Annotated in this window: 22 protein-coding genes; 8 read left to right on the top strand and 14 right to left on the bottom strand. The window is 61.9% G+C overall.

Annotated features, from left to right (window positions below; translation table 11 throughout):
- Positions 1-72 precede the first annotated feature (72 nt).
- The 3 genes from G8767_RS35905 to G8767_RS23730 all read right to left on the bottom strand — a co-directional run bounded on the left by G8767_RS35905 (position 73) and on the right by G8767_RS23730 (position 2,365).
- Positions 73-357, bottom strand: a complete 285-nt coding sequence (locus G8767_RS35905; protein WP_346843028.1) for an SRPBCC family protein — start codon at positions 355-357, stop codon at positions 73-75.
- 76 nt (positions 358-433) lie between these two features.
- Positions 434-964: a gluconokinase gene (locus G8767_RS23735; protein WP_003940404.1), complete on the bottom strand. Its 531-nt coding sequence runs from the start codon at positions 962-964 to the stop codon at positions 434-436.
- Between the two features lie 12 nt (positions 965-976).
- Entirely contained in the window at positions 977-2,365 is a 1,389-nt protein-coding gene (locus tag G8767_RS23730) for a gluconate:H+ symporter (protein WP_095972064.1), read from the bottom strand.
- Positions 2,366-2,498: 133 nt separating this feature from the next.
- Between G8767_RS23730 and G8767_RS23725 the strand changes: the two genes are divergently transcribed.
- Together G8767_RS23725 and G8767_RS23720 are read left to right on the top strand one after the other, a co-directional pair.
- Complete coding sequence (locus G8767_RS23725; RefSeq protein ID WP_095972063.1) at positions 2,499-3,227, top strand: FCD domain-containing protein; 729 nt, start codon at positions 2,499-2,501, stop codon at positions 3,225-3,227.
- 97 nt (positions 3,228-3,324) lie between these two features.
- On the top strand, positions 3,325-4,332 hold the full coding sequence (locus tag G8767_RS23720) for an NAD(P)H-dependent glycerol-3-phosphate dehydrogenase (protein ID WP_019745531.1): 1,008 nt from the start codon (positions 3,325-3,327) through the stop codon (positions 4,330-4,332).
- Between the two features lie 54 nt (positions 4,333-4,386).
- Here the strand turns inward: G8767_RS23720 and G8767_RS23715 are convergent, their stop codons facing one another.
- From G8767_RS23715 to G8767_RS23700, 4 genes are all read right to left on the bottom strand, one after another.
- On the bottom strand, positions 4,387-5,223 hold the full coding sequence (locus G8767_RS23715) for an NAD(P)-dependent oxidoreductase (protein ID WP_166812151.1): 837 nt from the start codon (positions 5,221-5,223) through the stop codon (positions 4,387-4,389).
- A gap of 173 nt (positions 5,224-5,396) precedes the next feature.
- Entirely contained in the window at positions 5,397-6,116 is a 720-nt protein-coding gene (locus tag G8767_RS23710; protein WP_003940327.1) for a M50 family metallopeptidase, read from the bottom strand.
- Positions 6,113-7,300: an ATP-binding protein gene (locus G8767_RS23705; protein ID WP_095972059.1), complete on the bottom strand. Its 1,188-nt coding sequence runs from the start codon at positions 7,298-7,300 to the stop codon at positions 6,113-6,115. Before G8767_RS23705 ends, G8767_RS23710 begins: the two co-directional genes overlap by 4 nt.
- 119 nt (positions 7,301-7,419) lie before the next feature.
- A complete protein-coding gene (locus tag G8767_RS23700) occupies positions 7,420-8,481 on the bottom strand; it encodes an FAD-binding oxidoreductase (protein WP_166812149.1) in 1,062 nt (353 codons plus the stop codon).
- A gap of 123 nt (positions 8,482-8,604) precedes the next feature.
- On the opposite strand from G8767_RS23700, the gene G8767_RS23695 reads away from it, so the two are divergent.
- Positions 8,605-9,459 (top strand): hypothetical protein, encoded by an 855-nt coding sequence (locus G8767_RS23695; RefSeq protein ID WP_166812147.1) that lies wholly within the window; start codon positions 8,605-8,607, stop codon positions 9,457-9,459.
- A 76-nt stretch (positions 9,460-9,535) separates the two neighbouring features.
- Here the strand turns inward: G8767_RS23695 and G8767_RS23690 are convergent, their stop codons facing one another.
- The 3 genes from G8767_RS23690 to G8767_RS23680 are packed head-to-tail and all read right to left on the bottom strand — an operon-like array spanning position 9,536 to position 11,076.
- Positions 9,536-9,976, bottom strand: coding sequence for a MaoC/PaaZ C-terminal domain-containing protein (locus tag G8767_RS23690; protein WP_166812145.1), 441 nt, complete (start codon positions 9,974-9,976; stop codon positions 9,536-9,538).
- Positions 9,973-10,422, bottom strand: a complete 450-nt coding sequence (locus G8767_RS23685) for a MaoC family dehydratase N-terminal domain-containing protein (RefSeq protein ID WP_124569115.1) — start codon at positions 10,420-10,422, stop codon at positions 9,973-9,975. Before G8767_RS23685 ends, G8767_RS23690 begins: the two co-directional genes overlap by 4 nt.
- A 9-nt stretch (positions 10,423-10,431) precedes the next feature.
- A complete protein-coding gene (locus G8767_RS23680; protein WP_166812143.1) occupies positions 10,432-11,076 on the bottom strand; it encodes a TetR/AcrR family transcriptional regulator in 645 nt (214 codons plus the stop codon).
- 112 nt (positions 11,077-11,188) lie between these two features.
- Here G8767_RS23680 and G8767_RS23675 point away from each other — a divergent pair, with 112 nt between their 5' ends.
- Positions 11,189-12,070: an alpha/beta fold hydrolase gene (locus tag G8767_RS23675; RefSeq protein ID WP_166812141.1), complete on the top strand. Its 882-nt coding sequence runs from the start codon at positions 11,189-11,191 to the stop codon at positions 12,068-12,070.
- Positions 12,071-12,143: 73 nt separating this feature from the next.
- Entirely contained in the window at positions 12,144-12,590 is a 447-nt protein-coding gene (locus G8767_RS23670) for a hypothetical protein (RefSeq protein WP_166811990.1), read from the top strand.
- Between the two features lie 34 nt (positions 12,591-12,624).
- On the opposite strand, the gene G8767_RS23665 is transcribed toward G8767_RS23670, so the two are convergent.
- Complete coding sequence (locus G8767_RS23665) at positions 12,625-12,999, bottom strand: DUF4259 domain-containing protein (RefSeq protein ID WP_166812139.1); 375 nt, start codon at positions 12,997-12,999, stop codon at positions 12,625-12,627.
- Positions 13,000-13,114: 115 nt separating this feature from the next.
- On the bottom strand, positions 13,115-13,309 hold the full coding sequence (locus G8767_RS23660; RefSeq protein ID WP_166812137.1) for a hypothetical protein: 195 nt from the start codon (positions 13,307-13,309) through the stop codon (positions 13,115-13,117).
- A gap of 549 nt (positions 13,310-13,858) precedes the next feature.
- Here G8767_RS23660 and G8767_RS23655 point away from each other — a divergent pair.
- The 3 genes from G8767_RS23655 (at position 13,859) to G8767_RS23645 (ending at position 16,465) form a co-directional block, all read left to right on the top strand.
- Positions 13,859-13,996 carry a hypothetical protein gene (locus tag G8767_RS23655; RefSeq protein ID WP_166812135.1) on the top strand — a complete coding sequence of 46 codons (138 nt, stop codon included), beginning with the start codon at positions 13,859-13,861 and terminating at the stop codon, positions 13,994-13,996.
- Positions 13,997-14,265: 269 nt separating this feature from the next.
- On the top strand, positions 14,266-16,221 hold the full coding sequence (locus tag G8767_RS23650; protein ID WP_240952681.1) for an AarF/UbiB family protein: 1,956 nt from the start codon (positions 14,266-14,268) through the stop codon (positions 16,219-16,221).
- Positions 16,222-16,270: 49 nt separating this feature from the next.
- The gene (locus G8767_RS23645; protein WP_095972056.1) at positions 16,271-16,465 is read left to right on the top strand and encodes a DUF1737 domain-containing protein; all 195 of its coding nucleotides are present in this window, start codon (positions 16,271-16,273) and stop codon (positions 16,463-16,465) included.
- 46 nt (positions 16,466-16,511) lie between these two features.
- On the opposite strand, the gene G8767_RS23640 is transcribed toward G8767_RS23645, so the two are convergent.
- Positions 16,512-17,243 carry a hypothetical protein gene (locus G8767_RS23640; protein ID WP_166812132.1) on the bottom strand — a complete coding sequence of 244 codons (732 nt, stop codon included), beginning with the start codon at positions 17,241-17,243 and terminating at the stop codon, positions 16,512-16,514.
- A 38-nt stretch (positions 17,244-17,281) separates the two neighbouring features.
- The gene (locus G8767_RS23635; protein WP_095972054.1) at positions 17,282-17,566 is read right to left on the bottom strand and encodes a hypothetical protein; all 285 of its coding nucleotides are present in this window, start codon (positions 17,564-17,566) and stop codon (positions 17,282-17,284) included.
- Positions 17,567-17,649 lie beyond the last annotated feature (83 nt).

The following is a 17,649-nucleotide window of genomic DNA, read 5'->3' as shown; positions in this document are numbered from 1 at the left end:
GACCCACGAAGCAACGACTGAATCTTTGACACCCGAACTCGAAACCGCATAACCTACAACACGACTCGTTGATCACGAACCTGATGGTTCACCGATCCGAAGTACACCACTCCATGGGACGCTATCCACTTTCAGATAGCGGGCAACTGAATCTTCGACCTCGCGCCGCCCGAAGACCAGCAGCGTCAGAGGGACAGCGCTGCGGATGGACATGGAGCCTGAATGCTCGTCGCTCGTCCGGACTCGGCGTATCTGAGGCCACCACTGCGAATACCTCTCGGCGTTCGCGAGAACGTCGTAGACACGGTCGGCAGAGGCAGGGAGCGTCCAGACGCTGTGGAAGTCGAAGTCGGTCACGGTTCAGTCTGTCTGCGCAGCAGCAGTCACCCTTGCACCGTAACCCGAACCGCGGGCGCCCACGCACCTGGCTTGCTCAGTATTCGAACGTCTCCACCCGTCGCAGGATCTCCTCCGCGATCTTGGCGGGACTCCCGCCCACGTCGACGACGATGGCCTGTTCGTCCGGGTCCACGGCCTCGAGCGTCGAGATCTGGGAGTCGAGAAGCGAGGCGGGCATGTAGTGATCGAGGCGGGCGGTCAAACGCTGGCCGATCTGATCCCGCGAACCGGCGAGGTGCACGAATACGACGTGCTCACCGCGAAGAACGTCGCGGTAACTCCGCTTGAGTGCCGAACACGTGACGATGCCCGGCTGACCGGCGTCGGTATGGCTCTTGATCCAGACGGCGATCTTGTCGAGCCAGGGCCAGCGATCTTCGTCGTTCAACGGATGCCCGGTGGCCATCTTGTCGATGTTCGCCTGCGGGTGCAGATCGTCGCCTTCTTGAAGGTCCCAGCCCATCGCTCCGGCAAGCATGCCGCCGACCGTCGACTTTCCCGAACCCGAGACACCCATCAGGACGAGCACGGGATACTGCTTCTGCTGTGCCGCTTCGCTGTTCATGTGCTCGCCTACCTAGATGAATGCGCTCAACACGAGCACTCCGGCCAGGCCCGATACCGAGATGATGCATTCCATCACGGTCCAGGTCTTGAGGTTCTGTACCACGCTGACGCCCAGATACTCCTTCACCAACCAGAATCCGGCGTCGTTGACGTGCGAGAGGAAGAGCGAGCCTGCACCGATCGCCAACACCATCAGCGAGACGTGCGCCGACGAGAGGTCTGCCGCAACCGGAGCGAGGATGCCCGACGCCGTCACCGTCGCCACCGTTGCCGAACCCGTTGCGACGCGGATCAATACCGCCACCAGCCAGGCCAGGAACAGCACGGGAAGGCTGCTGCCCTTGATCGCGTCGGCGATCACCCCGGCGATACCGGTGTCGATCAGGACCTGCTTGAAACCGCCTCCGGCACCGACGATCAACAAGATGCCTGCGATGGGAGGTAGGGAACTTTCGAGTGACTTCGAGATGGCCTTGCGGTCCATCCCGCCGCCGCGACCCAGAAGCACCATCCCGACCAGAACAGCGAGACCCAAAGCGACGACGGGTGTTCCGAGGAAGTCGAGGACGGACTTGGGGAGTGCCTCGGAATCGGGAGCGATCACGTCGGCGAACGCTTTGCCCAGCATGAGAACAACCGGAAGGAGGATCGCTGCGAGAGTCGCTGCGAACGAGGGACGCTGCTGCTTCTCTTCCTCACCTCGATCTTCGCCTGTGACAAAAAGATCCGGGACCTTCACGTCGACCCACCGCGCGGCGTACTTACTGAAGACCGGTCCGGCGAGAACAACAGTGGGGATCGCGACGAGGACACCGAGCGCGAGGGTGAGGCCGAGGTTTGCGTTCAATGCCGAGACTGCAACCAGCGGCCCGGGGTGAGGGGGAACCAACCCGTGCATGGCCGAGAGGCCCGCGAGGGTGGGGATCGCGATACGCATCAGGGACAAGCCGGAGCGCCGCGCGACGAGGATGATGACCGGCATCAACAGCACGAGACCGATCTCGAAGAACATCGGCAGACCGATGACCGCGCCGACCAGAGCCATGGTCCACGGGAGTGCTTTGGTGCTGGATCGGCCGACGAGTGTGTCGACCACGCGGTCGGCACCGCCGGAATCGGCGAGGAGTTTGCCGAACATCGCGCCGAAACCGATCAGGATTCCGACGCTTCCCATGGTCGACCCGAAGCCGGTGGCGAACGCCGCGACCGACTCGGCCGAACCGAGGCCTGCCGCCAGCCCGACGCCCACCGCGCCGATGGACAGCGCGAGGAAGGGATGCAGGTCCAGCCAGGTGATCAGCGCGATGATGACCGCGACGCCGGCGACCGCAGCGATGATCAATCGTGCGTCGCTACCAGCGGGGACGACCTCGGCCGCCAGCAATGCTGTGGTGTTCATAGGGACTCCCAGTCCGATGAGTGATTGAGGTCACTGTTCCTTAATTAACCTACAATTTCAAGAGCAGACACTAATTTGTAGTATTTATCCGGCTTCCACCGGGCTTACTCCATACGCATGGGACGATCTACATATGCCTTCTGTCCCGTTTCAGCAGTTACACGACTCGATGCTGGAACAGCTCGGCCAAGACATAGTCGGTGGCGTTCTCGCTCCGGGAACCACGATCTCGGCCGACGAGGTCGCAACGCGCTACGACGTGTCACGAACCGTCATCCGCGAAGTCGTCCGCGTTCTCGAATCCCTCGGATTGGCCTCGGTTCGTCGACGCGTCGGAATCACCATCCTCGGCTCCGAGCACTGGAACTCACTCGACCCCAATGTCATCCGCTGGCAACTGGCCGGTCCGGATCGGTTCGAGCAGCTGTCGATCCTGAGTGAACTCCGTTCCGGTATCGAACCCTTGGCTGCACGACTGGCCGCAACGCGAGCAACACCCGAGCAGTGCGGCGCTCTCACCGCAGCCGTCATCGGCATGTCAGCTACCTCTCGCGCTGCCGATACCGATGCCTATCTCGGCCATGACTCCGACTTCCACCGCACACTGCTCGCCGCCTCCGGCAACCCGATGCTGCGTGCGATGTCGCAGATCGTCGTCGAGATACTCGAAGGCCGCACCCGCCACTCGCTGATGCCCCACGAAGCCGACCCCGAAGCTATTCACCTGCACGGAGTGGTCGCGTCAGCCATTCAGGCCGGGGACGCCGTCGCGGCAGAAGCCGCGATGCGTTCGATCGTCGCGGAATCCGCAGAAGCGGTCGAAACAATGCGCGAAAGCCCCGAACCGCCGCCTCATCTGTAAGTCGAGCCACAGACTCGGCGGAATTGGCCCGCAACTGCTCCGCAAGTGGAACGCTTGGCGCCATGACAGCACTCGCTACCCAGAACAGCGCACTCTGATGGCCCGCCCGGTACGCGTCGTCGTCCTCGGTGCCGGATCGTGGGGAACCACGGTGGCCGGCCTCGCTGCCCGCAACACTCCCACCCTGCTGTGGGCACGAAATTCCGAAGCGGCCGACGAGATCAATTCGCAACGGACCAACTCCAAATACCTTGGTGAGCGCAAACTTCCCAAGGGACTGAAGGCAACCTCGGATCTGGTCGAAGCCGCTCGCGAAGCGGACGTACTCGTCTGCGGAGTGCCGTCGCACGCCGTTCGCGCCACCCTCGCCGAGATCGCCAACGAGGTTCGGGCGTGGGTCCCGGTGTTGTCACTGTCCAAGGGCCTCGAGCCCGGCACCCGGCAGCGTCCCACCGAAGTGATCGCCGAGTGCCTGCCCGGCCATCCCGTCGGACTGCTCGCGGGCCCCAACATCGCCAAGGAGATCGTCGACGGCATGGCCGCGGCATCGGTCGTGGCCACCCAGGACGATCGCGTCGCCGCCGCGCTGCAACCACTCTTCGCGTCGTCGGTCTTCCGTGTCTACCGCAACACCGACGTGCTCGGCTGCGAACTCGGCGGCATCCTCAAGAACATCGTCGCCATCGCCTCTGGCATGGCGGACGGCTTGGGCGTCGGTGACAACACCCGCGCGATGGTGCTCGCACGCGGCCTCGCCGAGATGACCCGCCTCGGTGAAGCGATGGGCGCCAACCCGCGTACCTTTGCCGGCTTGACGGGCGTCGGCGATTTGATTGCCACCTGCATGGCTCCGACTTCTCGTAACCGTCGCGTCGGCGAAGCTCTGGCGCAGGGCCTGACCGTCGAGGAGGCTGTCGCCAAGCTCGGTCAGGTCGCAGAGGGCGTCAAGACCGCCCCCACCGTCATGGATCTGGCCCGCGAATACGGCGTCGACATGCCGATCGCCGCGGAGGTCGAGGCCGTCATCGGTGGCCGTCAAAGTGCCAGCGACGCGTATCGCGGGCTTCAGAAAGTTGCTCCAGGCGGCGAGCACGAGGTGGCGTGAGGAAGTTCTACAGATATCTAGCAATTTAGCTAGATACCTGTAGATCGCCCGAGATCAGTGAGATGGAGCGTCGACGAAGATGTCGATCGCCAGCGGTGACCGACCGCCGTACTGCGAGAAATCCGAGATCCCCGCCTCGCGCAGGATCTCGACGTCGAGCACCGTGCGACCGGTATCCGTGCCGGCGGGACGCCCGAGAATCTCGACCGCCGCATCGGCCATGATCTCGGGTGAACGCGAGTGATCGATGCTGTCATCTCCCCCGAGCAGGTTTCCGACAGCGGCCGTGGCGATCATGGTCTCCGGCCACAGGCAATTACTCGAAATCGGTGCACCTGAATACTCGGCGGCGATACCCAAGGCCGCCAACGTCATTCCGTATTTCGCCAGCATGTAGCCCGGATGGGCACCCAACCAGTGCGGCGAAAAGTTGAGCGGCGGCGACAGCGTCAACACGTGCGCGTTGGCCGACACCTGAAGGTACGGAAGGCACGCGCGGGTGAGCGCGAAGGTTCCACGGACGTTGACCTGCTGCATCAGATCGAACCGCTTCATCGCGAGGTCTTCGGTTTTCGAAATGTCGAGGACGCTCGCATTGTTGACCACGATGTCGATGCCACCGAAGTGCTCTACCGCTGCAGCCACTGCCCGTGCGATGTCGTCGTCGCTCCTCACGTCACCGACGACGGGAATGGCATGACCCCCAAGCCCGTTCAACTCGTCCACAGCCGTGTGGATGGTTCCGGGCAGCCTGGGATCCGGCGTATCGGTCTTGGCGAGCAACACGATGTTCCCGCCGCGGCGCGCTACCGCACGGGCTATGGCAAGTCCGATACCACGGCTCCCGCCGGACATGATTGCGGTTCGTCCCCGGAAGTTTTTGTCGTCCAAAACGAATCCTTGTCATCGTCGACGGTCATCGTCGCTGCGGATGTGGCCGAGGGAAGTCCCGACACGACCACTCGTCGACTTCCACGATATGAGCGCCTCACCGCGATGACTACGTCCGCTGAGCATCAAGAATCGTTGATCCCTTGTCCCGTCAGGACAACGGATCAATGCGGTCAGCCACCCACCGGGCGCAGGATCCACCATCCGCCGAGCACCAGCACCGCGACGTTCACGAGCAGAAACAAACCTACCCAGACGATCGCGGGTATCGGTGAGAGCCTGGCCAATTGATCGGCATCCGAATCCGGCGCTCCACCGCGTCGCATTCGCTGCCGTTGAAGTTCCACGACGGGGCGAGGCCCGGCAAAGAGCAGAAAGAGCGTCAAGAAGTACGCTGCAGCAACTTGCTGCTCCTGGGTCCCCCACCAGACGAGACCGAACAACACTGCGCCCACGACGGCAAGTGAGAAGACTCCGTAGAGGTTTCGGATCAGAACCATCATCACCGCGATGACGAATACACCGATCCACAGCACCGAGACCGCACGCTGCGCACCCAACAAACCGGCCGCGCCCAGGCCGAGAATCGACGGTCCCACGTAACCCGCGAACGTCATCAGAATGACGCCGAAGCCGGTCGGCTTGCCCGACGAAATCGCAACACCCGACGTATCCGAATGCAGGCGAAGACCTTTCAAGCGTCGACCGACCAGGACGGCGACGATCAGATGAGCGCCCTCGTGCGCGATGGTGACGACGTTGCGGGCGATCCGCCACAGGTGCGGTTCGAGAACGATGATCACGGCGATCAACGCGGCCAGCTGAACCACCCACGCCGGCGGATTGGGACTGAGCGCCGCCACCCGATCCCACGCGGTTTCGAGAGCGTTCACTCCGCTTGCCCGCGCAGGTATCGGCCGAAGTGCGGGACCGTGAATCCGATGGACCCACGTTCTGCCGAGTAAATCAGCCCCTTCTTGATCAGTCCATCGCGTGCCGGCGACAGGGAAGCCGGCTTACGTCCCAACTCGACGGCGATCTTCGCGGTCGCGACCGGTCCGTCGTCCCCGGCGAGATCGGCCATGGCCCGCATGTACTCGCGTTCCGCGGGCGTTGCTCGCTCGTACCGTGACCCGAAGAAACCGACAGCGAGTTCTTCCTCCGCCGTCGGCGCGCCGACGCGCACATCGTCTGCCGTGATCGGACTTGACGCCGCCACATCCCACGTGGCTTTCCCGTAGGCCTGAACGAAGTACGGGTACCCGTCAGCCGCTTCGTAGAGGGCATCGAGCGCAGATTCGGTGAACTCGACGTCCTCACGCTCGGCAGGTGCGATCAGTGCCTGATCCGCCGCTTCCCTCTCGAGACGGTCGATCCGGTGGTAGCTGAACAGGCGCTCCGAGTAGCTTTTCGACGCCGACAGCACAGCAGGCAGATGTGGAAGCCCTGCCCCGACCACGATCAGCGGCGCCGCGTCCTGACTCAACTCGTGGCAGGCCCCGCAGATCGCCGAGACATCCGAAGCCCCGAGGTCCTGCATCTCGTCGATGAAGATGGCGATCCCGACACCGACATCCCTGGCCAGCGACGACGCGTCGAGCAGCAACTCGACCAGGTCGATCTCGATGTCGCCACTGTCTGCGCGACCTTTGATCGCAGGTGCGTCGATGCCTGGTTGCCAACGCTCACGCATTCCCTTGTCCGCGGTGGCGCGCAGGGCAAACGACTTGAGGACTCCGAGGAACTGCTCGACCCGTTCCGGATCGCGATGCGAGACCGCGATCTCTCGGACCGCCATGTGGAGCGCCGACGAAAGTGGGCGTCGCAAATCCTGATCGGGTCGTGCCTCGATCTTTCCGGTCCCCCAGCTGCGGGAGATCGCCGCCGAACGCAACTGATTGAGCAGGACGGTCTTGCCGACGCCACGCAATCCGGTGAGGACAACACTTCGTTCCGGGCGGCCACGCGCAATCCGCTCGAGCACGACGTCGAAGGCATCGATCTGCTTGTCGCGCCCGGCGAGTTCCGGCGGTCGCTGACCGGCACCGGGGGCATACGGGTTGCGCACGGGGTCCATGCCCATCGACGGTACAAGCCATGTAGCTGAATATCCCGCTCTCTAGCGCGTGTCCTAGAGAGAACTAGTAACCGCAATAGCTGCTCGACCTCGTCGAACCAAGCTCCGAGTACCGTCGTCTAACAGTCCAGGCTCGACGCTCGGGCGAAGTCCCCGGCCACGTGGGCTCCAATTGCTCCGGCCAGAATGATCGCGGGATGCGCCGCGGCCAGATAGAGCCCAGACACGCCTTCGGCGAAGCCCAACAATGGGCGGCCACCACGCGGGATGGGACGGTCAGCGACTACCGCCTCGATCAGTTCGACGTGGTCACCGTCAACGAGCTGACTGCGGACTGCCTGCAGCGTCGGCTCGGCCAGCTCGCGAGCATCTCCGGAGAACCCGACCGGAACATCTTCAGCCGCAATCAGTGTCGTGTCGTCCAATTGCCGGATCTCGAAATCCGGAGTGGAGAGTATTCCGTTCACCAACGGGGGGGGCGTCGAGAATCTGATGAGGCAACACGGGGAGGCGTCGACCTCGACGTCGACTCCCGCCGACGCCGCGAGCTCGGGGATCGCGGTACCTGCAGCGAGCACGGTGGTCGATCCGTAGACGGGACCGTCGGCAGTCACTACTCCGCACACTCTCGCGCCCTCCGTGAGCACCCCGAGCGCACTGACATCGGAATGCACTGTGGCACCATATGATTCGGCAGCTCGCAGGAGCGATCGAGCGAACGCAACCGGGTCAACGCCGCCGTCATCAGGCGCGTACGCTGCCACCACCGGAGCCCTCCGTAATCCCGGCTCACGAGCAAGGATTTCCTCTTTACCGATGAGGTCGACGGGATGGCCGAGTGCTCGATGTGCATCTACGAACGCTCGGGTCTCCGCTTCCGTCTCTTCCCAGGTGATAGCGCCTCTGCGGCGCAAACCGATTGGCTCGACGAGTTCGCGCTCCAGGCGGTCGAATTCGACTGCGGCGCCTTGCCGGAACGGATCGGAATAAGTCTCTGCGGCACTCTTCGAGAGGCCGACCCAGGCAAAGGAGTTGCCGGTCACCCCTCCGGCCACCGAGCCGTGCTCCAGCACGGTGACTCTGAGACCAACGCGCGCCAGGTGATACGCGATCGACGCGCCGACGACACCGGCACCAATCACCAGGATCGGACTGTCGTTTCGACCATTTGGTTCCGTCACCAGTGGACCATATCTTCGAGCCGCAACCTGGATCCACTCAATTTGGATGCAAGGACGTCGGCGGTTAGCGAAGGACTAGGCCTGTTCCCGCTCGGCGCACATCGGGAACGATACGGTGTGCTCATGCTCTGGCGTTGGTTCGCAGTCGTGATCGTCATCCTCGCTGTTGCCGGCATGTGGCACGTGACCATCCCCGACCGTCCTGTTGCCGTAATAGTCGACGCCGAGACGCTGGGGTGCGCGACCCCGTATCCGATCGGCCCGCTCCAGACGACACCAACTGCGACGGTTCCAGACGATTTCGTACCGGTCGCCGCCGTCACGTGCGACCCGTACATCAGCGACAACGTGGCAGCCGACCGAACCGTCAGCTTCTATGCTCACCGTTGGGAGGGCGATTTCAGTCGGGCAGTGAAAATGCTGAACCGCTCGTCCGCGCACAAGACTTGGTTCCCCGGAAGCTGCGGTGACAACTACAGCCTGGCTGTCCTGGACCAATTCTGGTTGGTCGACGATCGAGGCCGAGCAACTCGGCCGGGGCACCCCTCCGACTCGTGTGGACTACCGAAACCCGGTGGCCTGGCCGCCATCAAGGAACTGACACCGGTCGGCAGTACCGAACACCGAATAGCGTTGTCCGACGACCAGATCTACGAACTGTCGCATTGCCGGCCGGCCTACCGACCAGCCACAACAGGTACCGCGGCGCTGACGTCGCTGTCGGCGGGCAGCGTTTTCTGCCGATTCTCCGCCACCGCATTCGTAGGCACATCGTCTACGACGGAAACCTTCGACGGGCTTCCACCCGCTCCCGACTGTGGCGCGTTGGCCACCGAGGTGGCATCGACGATCTACGTGGACCGTCCTACGAACGAGGAACGATTGCTCACCGTCGAGCTCGACGGCTGTCGGCGCGTCATCGCCGACGGATACGCGCCGATGCAAGCGTCGGACGAGCTGTTGGCGTCTTTCCGGTAGCGCTGCGCCACAATGCAGTTGATCTCCCGCTCGGACGCGTAGGTCCCGATGTGACCGCTGACGGCACGCAATCTTGTCAGGCGCCCGGGAACTGAAGGTGCGCTTGGGTCTTTCCCAGAACCGTCTGGCCCTTGTGCATGACGGTGACATCGATACGCACAATCCGCGTTGTGGAGTCGATCCGCGCGATCTTCGCAGCGACGGAGAGATCTGCACCATCGACGGCATCGACTACGACGGGCCGAGTAAAGCGAGTTTCATACGAGATCACACCGCTCGGGTCACCAACCCAGTCGACGATGGCCTGCAAAGCAATTCCGGCGGTGAGCATTCCGTGCGCCAGAACTCCCGGTAGCCCAGCCGCAGTAGCGATTGCGTCGTTGAAATGGATCGGGTTCATGTCGCCGGAGGCACCGGCGTAGCGAACTAGGTCATCACGAGTGAGGACCAGATCGACCTTCGCGACGATGTCACCGAGGACGAGGTTCTCGAAGACCGGCACGGCGGGAATGGTCATGCCTCTTCTCCTCTCGCCAGCAGGGTCGAGGTGACCGTCGCGACCAAAGCCTCGGTCGCGTCGTGGATCTCGGAAACTGTCGACAGGATCGCACTGCCTGCTCGCACTGTCACCCCTGTAATCGTCAGTGTCGTAGACAGGTCATCGCCGGCGACTATCGGACGCTGATGCTCGATCTTCTCGGAAGTATGGACCACACGAGTCGGATCGAGCCCAGTATCCGGCGTGCGCAGCAGTGCCATGATCGCTCGTTGCTGGACAACGGTTGTGAATGTTGTCGGCGCGATGACATCGACGAACCCGGCCTCCCTGGCGACACCGACATCATGGTGCAAGGGATTGCTCGAACGCACCGCCAGAGCGAACTCGCGAATCTTCTCGCGCCCGACAAGGTACGAAGACGAGGGAAACACCCGGCCGGCGAGCGCTGGGTTCACAGGAGACATTCCGGAATACTAACGGCGGCCGACTTCGAGTTGATTCGTGGCCTGAGGTCTCGCCGGCCCGAGAATCCGATCGAGGAGACGCTCAACCAACTGGACCGCCAATTCTGCTGTGGCGTAGCCGGGAAGCATCCCCTGGGCGAGCCCGGCGACAGCCGCCAGAATGAGCTCGGCGTCGAGGTCGGGATCCATTGACGGCGCAACCGCGTCCCGATTGGCCACTCGTTGAAGCTGGCCGGAAATGAGCGCTGTCAACTCTCTTGGGGCAGTGAGGGTTTCCTCGGCGGCGATTCCTTGTCCGGTCAGTGCGGCAGCGTGGAAGGCGCCGAGAACAATCGCTTCCTCTCGACGTTGTCGATCGAGTGGGAGCATGCCAACAAGGAACGCTGAAATAACCTCGCGGGGTGTCGCTTCCGCGCCAAGAACAGACAACTCCTGCATCAAGCGAGCACCCGCATCCTGACGCACAGCTTGATGCGTCGCGAGAAGGAATTCCCGCTTCGTGCCGAAGTAGTACTGCACGAGTCGCACCGAAATCCCGGCCTCGGCAGCAACGGACTGAAATGTCACCGCCGCGAGCCCACCGTCGACAATCACTCGCCGCACCGCATCGGTGATCTCCCGTTGCCTCACTTCATGGTCGACCAGTCGCGGCATGAGGCTGTCCTTCCCCTTTCGAATGGATGACTTTGACTCGTTAATGATACGCACGTACCGCATTAGTGATACGGTCATACCATCAAAATTGAAAGCAGCGAGAGGGAGGCTCATGCCGAAGATCGGACGATTCAGGAACGAGGCATCAAAGCAGGCTTACGAGAGCATCTACCGAGAACTGGAAGGCACCTGGCCGGTTCCGTCGACACAACTCGACGTGGCGACATCGTTCGGAACCACCCATGTTCGCAGGTCGGGTACCGGCACGGAGACGCCTATCGTCCTGGTGCACTCTCTCGGGGCCAACTGTCTGCAATGGCACATCGTCATCGAGGACCTGTGCCGAGACCGAGTCGTGTTCGCACTGGACACGATCGGCACACCAGGCCTCAGTGTCCAGACTTCTCCATTGACCGGGGAGTCCGACTTCGCCACCTGGATCAGCGAGGTATTGAACGAACTCGAGGTCGATCGCGTCCACCTTGTCGGCTATTCGCAGGGCGCGTGGCATGCCGTTCTCGTAGCACTGCACGCCCCTGAACGACTGGCGAGTGTGACGCTCATCGAACCGGGTGGAGTCTTCGACAAGCCCTCGTGGCGTGTGCTGCTGAAGATGGTCCGCGCCGGTATGCGCCGCACCGACAAGAATATTCGCAAGCTCAACGATTGGCTGTCCCCCGGGTACGTTCTCGGCGACCTCGAGTTCGCCCTCGCCAAGGAAGCGCTGAACTACCGGCCCGGTATCGGGTGGGCACGAATGCTCAAGGATGCAGAAGTGCAGTCGATTTCAGTTCCCGTGCTCGTAATCTCCGGTGCTGAGACGGTGGTCTCCAACCCCGAGCAGGTAGCCGCGAGGCTGGCTGATCTTGCACCTGAAGCCGAGGTGGAAATTTTTGCCGGAACCGGTCACGGAATCCTGGGTCACATACCTGATCGGGTAATTCCCCGACTCATGAAGTTCATCCGCAATCATGACGACGCGAAGCGAACGTGATCTCGTGGACAAGCGGCCAACAGTGTGGTGATGAAGCCGGTCAATCAGCTGACCAAGGCGGTACAACTGATTGATGCGAACATTCCTCTCCGACCGCCGCGGTCAGCTAGTGGTGGCCGTTGCCTCCACCGTTTTGGTCGTGGCGGGAGGTCTGTGGTGGACGAAGACCATCTCCTTCACCGCATCTGCGGTAGTTCAGTTCAGTAGTAATCGAACCGGACTCTACGACGGGTCCCCGCGCGATGCGTACATCGGCAATCGGGAAGCCTCCGATGGCATGCCTGTTCCTGCTGAAAAACTCGCGCAGATACTCGGTGGCAGAGCTTCCGACTACGAGTCCGATCTGACGATCACGGATGCGGATGCACCTGGGCTCGCGGTGACTGCCCGAGGTCGAACCCCCAGCGCCGCCCGAGCATTGGCGACCGACGCCGCCGAAGCTCTCTGTTCGATCGTCGGAGAAGCCAACGCAATGACTTCCGGAGGGTTCACGTGCACCGTCGTTCCACCGGGGAACTGACGGATCGATGTTCAGTAGCGCGGCCGCGCCAGGTTCAAGCCTGTTCCCGCTCGGCGGCGAGGGCAACCGCCCGCTCGAAGGTGTGGACGAGCACTGCGCGTCGAGCGATCTTGTGATCCTCGTCCGGTTCGAGTTCATCAATGTAGCCATCCCACACGCGCAGGTATCGATCGCGCCAGTCGATCAGCACTTGCGTCGACGGAAAGGTCACACCGACTCGTTTCGTCTGGGCAATATCGGTGAGGATCTCGAGCCAGGCCGGCACCATCTCCCCACCCCATTCGTCCGGCTCCAGACTCGAATCGTCTTCGAACTCGGCGGTGATGTCGTCCACGATTCGGCCGGTCAGTACCCCCAACCCATCCGCGACAGTGTCACTGTCGAAGTTCCCCGGACCCCAGACTCCCACAAGCCCTCCCGTATCGATCGTGGATATTTTCAGGTCGACAGTAAATTTTCAGGTCGACAATCTCGCTACGGTCGCTACGGTCGCGACCGGCGGTGAGCGTCCGACCCTCGCACAGTCAGAGCTTGCGGTCGTTGCTGCCCGCCCAAATCGGGCTGTCGGCTATCTTCCGAAACTTCGGCGACCCGCCGATTGCTGAAAGCTTGAGCATCAACAAATTCCAGATCTGCACAGTTACCTCCACGTAGTGGTTCACCGTCAACACTAACCGACCGACAAGACTCTTTTGGTGCACGGTCAAGAAACGATTCACGGATGGACGAGATGTCCGAAATATGTTGCAAGAGTCCAGTTTCAGGAATTGCGCTGCGCATCGCCGTTCCACACGCGATTCCGTCGATTGCGTAACAAGTATACGAAGGACAGCCATCGATCTCCGGAAGGAAGGCGGATCAGGCGGAGGGGGCGGTAGTGTCAAATCCGGAAAGCGAATCTCGCTGGGCAACTGTTCACGAAGGAACGACTTCACACGCCGGGCACCGAAGATCAATGGCGCTGATGACTTGCCAGTCGGAGGATGTCAACAAGAAATAGAACCCGTATCGCGTATATCACCAGTACCCGTTACATATTCGACTCTACGTCTCACTGCAGGAGGACTGAGAACATGGCTGATGTAATTTCGTGGATTATCCAGAATCCGATCGGTGCCGTCGTCGCGCTTGTTGCCGACATCGTGATTTTGACGATGACGTCCATCGCGGGGTACTCGTAACGAACCTGCCCTGATCGCACTGTCGCTGCGCGTAGCTCCGATATTGAAAACTTTTATGCAAAAACACATTTCACGAAAGGAACCACAATGGGTTCGATCAGCGCCTTCAACGAATGGGTCAACCAGGCTACGTATGCGGGCGACCCCTTTGCCACCGCCATTGCGATCGTGCAGTTCTTCGCTGTGAGTCTTGTCAACTTGTTCACCGGCGGCCCCATTCTATAAGGGCGTCCACTCTCGGCCCAACGTCTGCGCGGCATCCATCGCGGCTTGTTCTTCGGCGGTACGACTCCACTCGAAGAGTGCCCGGACATCGCTTGACGAGCATGAAGTGTTGGACGGTCGATCAGGACGATTCGACATCGGGGCGAATGAACGCCGAAGTGCCCAAGCATGTTCGACGCTCGGCCCTTGCTGTCTTGTTACCCGTCGGTCGGGGTGAGCTCAGGGTTTTCCTGGATGAAATGCAGATAGCGAGCCCGTACGCTATCGCAATGGACTTGATGGTCTGGATCGTCACGACGCCATTTCTAGCAGCGGCACTTGCGGGCGTGATGCGACGAACGCTGGGGACGAGAGTCGGATGGCCGCGAACACTTGCGGTCGCGGTGATAGCCCTCTCGGTGGGCGTTCCACTGTCGGGATACGTCGCAACACTTGCAGGAATTGCCAACCAGGACGATCAACTTCTGGTGAGCGTGGGAACCGCGCTCATATTCTTCGGAGTTGTCGCGCTCTGGGTGTTCGCAGCATGCCTGGCCGCATTGGTTTTCCTCGAAGTCGTCATTCCTACGGGTTCCCTACCTGGCCCGTCAGAAGCCTTGCGGCGCAGCCGCAAATCCTGGCGACGGACGAAACGGTACGTCCAGATCGTGAGCATCTTCATGCGAGCGGGAGGCGGGTCTGCTCTCCGTGCCGGACCGTCCGCACCTCAGTTCGGGGACGCGTTGGTGGATATCGTCAGCCGATGCGGTGTCACTTTCGTGAAGTTGGGACAGATCCTCGGGACGCGAGACGACCTCATCCCACCCGAGTTGGCGCGCGCACTCTCGTCACTGCAAAGTTCGGCACGCCCAGCTGATCCCGACGGCATTGAGGAGCTACTGGCATCGGAACTCGGGGACACCCCCGAGGCGGTGTTCTCTTGGTTCGATATGGAGCCGTTCGCCGCCGCCTCTGTTGCACAGGTGCATTCCGCGCGCACCAGCGAAGGCACCGACGTGGTGGTGAAGGTTCAACGACCCGAGGCCGGCACACAGGTGAGCGTGGATTGCGATATCTTCCTCCGCGTGTCATCGCTTGCGGAGACCCGCTTTCCCTGGGCACACGACATCGGCGTTCATCGACTCGCCGGCGGCCTCGTCACGTCACTACTCGAGGAACTCGACTACCGCACCGAAGCAGCGAATACCGGCGCAATTGCTTCCACCATGTCGAACCGCCCGGATATCGTCGTTCCTCACATCTACCCCAACCTCAGTAGCGGACGGGTGCTCGTGATGGAACGTCTTCGCGGCGCACCACTTTCCGATGGCGAGGCAGCGCTCACCGACGTGGATGTCGACGCCCGCAGCAGTATTGCCACCGAGCTTCTTGCGTCGTTGCTCGACGGGATCTTCGTCCACGGGGTATTTCACGCCGATCTTCACCCCGGAAACATCCTGATCCTCGACGACGGACGTATCGGGCTACTCGACTTCGGGGCTGTCGGAGTTCTGGACGGAGAGACACGGATCCTGTTCGCCGTGCTCCTGAACGCCGCCCTGGCAGGTGATCCGGTGGCGACCGTCGACGCGATGCTCATGGCATTCGACGTACCGTCCGAAGTGGATCGAGGAGCACTACGTCACCAGGTAGGCCGAGAGATCACCCTGCTCAGTGTCCAACCCAATGTTTCCATGGCATCGTTCGCGCGAATGTTCACCGTGCTTCGAGAGCACCGAATTGGAGTGCCGGGAGACGTTGCCGCCGCATTCCGTTCGCTCGCGTCTTTGGAGCGCACCCTCCGGCTCCTGGATCCGCAGATCGACCTCGTCGCAGCTGTTCGGGCCGAAGTACCTCGACTGTTGACCCAGGTCGCGAGCCCGGCTGCAGCCGCGCAGGCGATCTTGTCGACGACGGCGGTCACAACCGCGGTGGTCAGGCGCCTGCCTGGTCAGCTCGACCAGATCGCGACCTCGATCGCGTCGGGAAACTTCACACTTCGAACCCGCTCCGTCGCACATCCCGACGACAGGCGATGGCTCCGACGGTCGGCGAACAACGCCCTGGGTATGGCGGCTGGAGTGACCGCCCTGATAGTTGCGGCGATCCTGCTATTCGTACCCGGCGGTCCTCAACTCACACCTCAGCTGTCGGGCTACGCACTCGGAAGTGCGGTACTGGGCTTCGTCGGCGTCGTTCTGTGCATGCGGACCGTGTTCCGCTTGTTCACGCTCGACAACAGGTAGCGAACAAGCACGCACGCCGGCACTGAGCACTGGCGGTAAGGTCAGATCCGTGTCTGAGATCGAGCGCTTGCCGTATCGGCTGTTGACCGGACCCGACGATGCGGAGTTCTGCCGTCGCGTATCCGCGGCTCTCGCCGACGGATACGTCCTGCATGGTTCTCCCGCTGCGACATTCGACGGTGAGCATGTGATCGTCGCTCAAGCGATAGTGCTGCCACCGACCGAGGCGCGATCCCGCGCGTAGCCGACTGTGACGGGTCGTCCGAGACAAGGATGAATCATGCCGGTGTTCATCGCTTGATCTCGATGTCGTCGAAGTCAAGCGCCAGGAGCGTCGGCCGCGAGAGAACGCGGCCGCCTGGGACTCGCGGAAGTACGCGCCGTCGAGTGGGAAGGGTGAGACCGTCGAACTGGCGGTGCTGGTCGCAATAGAGAGCAGCTTTCGCCCAACTGCCCACCGGTTCGGCAACGAAGTCGTGACGGCGGATGAGGCCACCGTTGTCGACGTAGAAGGTCTGTTGCGGGCAATGGGTGTCGAGTCCCGGCGCAAATGTTGCCTCTAATCGTCGCCATTGCTGCCCGGCTTCCTGCCACGGTTCGGCTTCGGTGACAGTGATGTCGTCGCGGGCCAGGAGCAACGGCGCGTTCAAGTAATTCCAGAAGGCGTATCCGGCGAAGTAGGCGGTGTCGAGCGCATCCCAGTGAAAGTTGCGTCGGATTCCACTCATCCCGAAGAACTCCGGACGCGGGTCCGCTCGGCCGTCCAGCTGTTCACCGTCACGGGTTTCGATCCGCACGACGCCCTTGTCGAACACAGCGCGCTCGCTGACATGCGGAAAGTCATGGAGGACAGTGTGTTGATCGGCGACTTGAACCTCGACCGTGAACTTCGCCAGCTTGTTGCCTGCGAAGCGCTGAGGCAACAGACCGCTCAAGCGTCCCCGGGCCGTGATCGCTGAAACCGACTGCCAACGTTCGACTCCGCCATGTGCGGTGAGGACTTCATCGAGCAATTCGTTCATGATGTGAGACTCTTCGTCCCCTGACGAAACTGGGGAAATCAGCGATCAGACGGCCGCGGGGCTGTAGTTGCGTTCTTCCGGCGGTACCACTGCCAACCCGCAGTGATGATGACAGCGCCGGCGAGGGACCCCAGGATGCCGCTGGGGCGCAATGATATTCCGTCGCCTGCAATCAAACTCACAAGCAGTCCGCCCACCAGCGAACCACCGATTCCAGCGATGAACGCGAAGGTCCAATCCACTCGTGCGGCCTTTTGCCCCAGAATCAACTGGGCTCCCGCTCCGATGACGATCCCGAACAGAAGTATTCCGATGATGAGCATGAGCTGAGACCCTTTCGTGGAGTGACGACGCAAGGCGCGAACGACTTACTCTGCGCCATCTTTCCGGTATGTCCCCTATGTCG

The sequence above is a fragment of the Rhodococcus sp. IC4_135 genome (assembly GCF_011602025.1).
Classification (GTDB): Bacteria; Actinomycetota; Actinomycetes; order Mycobacteriales; family Mycobacteriaceae; genus Rhodococcus_F; species Rhodococcus_F baikonurensis.
This window is presented reverse-complemented; position numbering and strand designations above follow the sequence as displayed.

Excerpts from the sequence above, each read along its gene's own strand:
- G8767_RS23705 (WP_095972059.1), bottom strand. The coding sequence starts at position 7,300 with ATGGACCCCGTGCGCAACCCGTATGCCCCCGGTGCCGGTCAGCGACCG.
- G8767_RS23685 (WP_124569115.1), bottom strand. The coding sequence starts at position 10,422 with ATGTCTCCTGTGAACCCAGCGCTCGCCGGCCGGGTGTTTCCCTCGTCT.
- G8767_RS23680 (WP_166812143.1), bottom strand. The coding sequence starts at position 11,076 with ATGCCGCGACTGGTCGACCATGAAGTGAGGCAACGGGAGATCACCGAT.
- G8767_RS23695 (WP_166812147.1), top strand. The coding sequence starts at position 8,605 with ATGCTCTGGCGTTGGTTCGCAGTCGTGATCGTCATCCTCGCTGTTGCC.
- G8767_RS23735 (WP_003940404.1), bottom strand. The coding sequence starts at position 964 with ATGAACAGCGAAGCGGCACAGCAGAAGCAGTATCCCGTGCTCGTCCTG.
- G8767_RS23725 (WP_095972063.1), top strand. The coding sequence starts at position 2,499 with ATGCCTTCTGTCCCGTTTCAGCAGTTACACGACTCGATGCTGGAACAG.
- G8767_RS23730 (WP_095972064.1), bottom strand. The coding sequence starts at position 2,365 with ATGAACACCACAGCATTGCTGGCGGCCGAGGTCGTCCCCGCTGGTAGC.
- G8767_RS23670 (WP_166811990.1), top strand. The coding sequence starts at position 12,144 with ATGCGAACATTCCTCTCCGACCGCCGCGGTCAGCTAGTGGTGGCCGTT.
- G8767_RS23655 (WP_166812135.1), top strand. The coding sequence starts at position 13,859 with ATGGGTTCGATCAGCGCCTTCAACGAATGGGTCAACCAGGCTACGTAT.
- G8767_RS23690 (WP_166812145.1), bottom strand. The coding sequence starts at position 9,976 with ATGACCATTCCCGCCGTGCCGGTCTTCGAGAACCTCGTCCTCGGTGAC.
- G8767_RS23720 (WP_019745531.1), top strand. The coding sequence starts at position 3,325 with ATGGCCCGCCCGGTACGCGTCGTCGTCCTCGGTGCCGGATCGTGGGGA.
- G8767_RS23640 (WP_166812132.1), bottom strand. The coding sequence starts at position 17,243 with ATGAACGAATTGCTCGATGAAGTCCTCACCGCACATGGCGGAGTCGAA.
- G8767_RS23635 (WP_095972054.1), bottom strand. The coding sequence starts at position 17,566 with ATGCTCATCATCGGAATACTTCTGTTCGGGATCGTCATCGGAGCGGGA.
- G8767_RS23675 (WP_166812141.1), top strand. The coding sequence starts at position 11,189 with ATGCCGAAGATCGGACGATTCAGGAACGAGGCATCAAAGCAGGCTTAC.
- G8767_RS23650 (WP_240952681.1), top strand. The coding sequence starts at position 14,266 with ATGGACTTGATGGTCTGGATCGTCACGACGCCATTTCTAGCAGCGGCA.